A 2,741-nucleotide genomic window follows, 5' to 3' on the forward strand; every position below is an offset into this window, starting at 1 on the left:
GTACTGCATCCGGGAGGATGTGGGAGAGTAGGTCACCGCCGGACAAATTGTGAAGGGTGAGGCCCGTACCAGTGTTGGTACGGGCCTCACCTGTTTAACCCGTCGTTAGTCTTCCGGCGGACCTGGTGCAGAAAATCACTACCCGCCGGCGCCGGCCCGTTGTCTTCCCAGCCCCTGCGAATTGCCTAGCTGCTGCGGCACACCGTCTTGAATGGGTTGTTGAGCACTCCGTGCTGTTCAGCACAAGGGGTCAGGGCGAAATGTGTCTCCAGACAGGCACGAGTTGGCTCCTACCCTTACATCTCATCCATCCCGCCTATAGCCTCTCGAACCTCAGGGCGATGTGCGGTCCATGCAGCCCTACCGGTGAGTTTGAGAGAGGATCCAGGACTTATGAGTCGAAGAAGAGCATTTGCGCCTACCGTGGGGGGACGGGGGAGGATACGCCGCCGCTTCGGCTATTCGCTCGGCCTTTTGGGCATACTGGTTGTATTTTTACTCTCGACGGTTGCACCGGCTCAGGCAGTGTTTTCGGGACCACAGCCGGGAGGCGCAGTTCCCAATGCCGAGGTCGAGGTCACGATGACGGGTACCGGGCCGGGGCAAGGCGTGACGGGCGGCCTTCCGCCGGTAGGCCAGGGGTTTGATCCAACTGCCGGCTACCCGGAGGATGTTCCTCTTGGATATGACCCTGCTAACGAAGGGTTCGCCGGCGTCATCACAACAGTGGATGGCGAGGGCAATACCCAGCAGATGTATTGCATCGACATCCGTGTCCTCACCTATGAGGGACTTGGCTATGAAAACGGCAGCTGGGATGAGTCCAACGTGCCCAACATCGGCTACGTCAACCGTGTGCTGAACAGCTACTATCCGGATCAGCCGGGACTTCCGGAAGCCGCGAACGACAACATCAGGGCAGCGGCCGTGCAGGCAGCCGTATGGTTCTTCAGCGACGGCTACGTGCTTGAGGACACGGATCCTGTCCGGGCACTGACCGCACAGATTGTTGCCGATGTCCTGTCCGCAGGACCGCTCACTGAACCTCCGGCTCCGGATGTCAGCATTGCGCCTCCGGTAGCTGCAGGCCCTGTGGACGGTGTTGCAGGCCCCTTCACGATCACGTCCGCCGCGGTTGCGGAGGTCACTGTAGGTGTCACCCCGGGGTACACCCTCTACACTGACGCGGCCGGAACCGTTCCGCTGGTGGGGACAACTGTGCCGGCGGGGACGCAGCTGTGGGTACGGAACACTGCGCAGACAACCGATCCGGCTGAGCTTACGGCCACGGCAGTAGTTCCCGTACAGACGGGCAACGTTTATCTCTATGCAGGTAACAACCCCCAGGTCACGGATGCACAGAAACTCATTCTGGCCGCTGATTCCCAAATCGAATCCAACGCGCAGGCCACGGCGGAGTTCTTCATTCCGGGGGACCTGGTGGTCAATAAGACCTTCGCCGGTGAAGGGGCCGGCCTGCAGGGAGCTATTACCTTGAACGTTGCCTGCGGGGCGGCGGGGACTTTCGTCATAGAAATCCCGGCCGGTACCGCAGCAGGGGTATCCCAGACCATTTCAGACCTGCCGGTAGGCACGGTCTGCGAGGTGAGTGAGCCGGTGACGGGATCAAACACGCAAGTGACTGTCACACCGGTTCTGCCGGGACCGGTCACTGTCACCGCCGACGGGCCGAACGTGCTCGACGTCGCCAACACAGTGGACCTCAATCCGGGTTCCCTGACCGTGGTGAAGTCCCTGACGGGTGCTGCGGCCGGCCTGCAGGGCGACATCACGGTGATAGTGACCTGTGAGGATGCGGGTATCGAAGAAACCCTCACCATTCCGGCAGGCAGCGCTGCAGGCGACTATGCGGGAACCATCACCGATATTCCTGCGGGCACTGCGTGCACGGTCACGGAACCACAAACCGGAGCTACCGACCTGGTGGCGGTGACTACAGGACTTCCGGAAGTGGTTGAGATCCAGCCGGGCGCCGATTCCCAGGCATTGGTTACCAATGACGTGTCCTACATCTACGGTTCACTCGTGCTGACCAAAACCATCACGGGCCCCGGCGCCGGCCTTCAAAGCGACGTGCGAATTGTCCTGACCTGTGGGGACTCATTCACCGAGGAGATCCTCATTCCGGCGGGAACGGTGGCCGGTGACCAGATCAGGGCGTTCGACCGCGTGCCGGCCGGCAGCTCCTGTACAGTCACCGAACCAGTCACTGGCGCTAATTCGTCGGTGACGGTGGACGCGGTACTCCCGGAAACCGTCACGGTCCTCGGCGGAGAATCCGTCAACGCGGAGGTCACAAACACCTACTCCGTACTGGGCAAGGACAAGCTTGCGGAGACCGGTGCAAACGGCCTCAGCTCGGTGTGGATCGCCAGTATCTGCATCCTGGCTCTTGGCACCTTCCTCGTTATCGTTTCGGTTCGGCGGCGCACTTCATAGCGCAACCCGCTGATTGAAACACCAGGGCTGCCCGTAGCTCCGTGCCGGAGCTGCGGGCGGTTCTGCGTCCGAAGAGGATGCCGGTATCCGCACGACGGATAACACGCTGAAACGGGGTAGCCAGCTTGCCTCAGGGGCACGACGGGGGCCACCAGTTGCCGAGTTGCACGTGGGCTCGAACCTGTGTAAAGTCTTCTAAGTCGCCGCGGCAGGGACGCTGAAAAAGCGCCCGAGCATGGCGGCCAAACCCCTTCGAAAATCAGAGTCCAACTCCCGTGCCC

At 61.4% G+C, this 2,741-nt stretch carries 1 protein-coding gene; it reads left to right on the forward strand.

Going from position 1 to position 2,741, the window contains the following annotated elements; genetic code table 11:
• Positions 1 to 609 precede the first annotated feature (609 nt).
• Positions 610 to 2,460 (forward strand): thioester domain-containing protein, encoded by a 1,851-nt coding sequence (locus QWJ37_RS16165; protein ID WP_290245944.1) that lies wholly within the window; start codon positions 610 to 612, stop codon positions 2,458 to 2,460.
• The last annotated feature ends 281 nt before the right edge of the window (positions 2,461 to 2,741 follow it).

This window comes from Arthrobacter sp. YD2 (assembly GCF_030410475.1).
Classification (GTDB): Bacteria; Actinomycetota; Actinomycetes; order Actinomycetales; family Micrococcaceae; genus Arthrobacter_B; species Arthrobacter_B zhangbolii.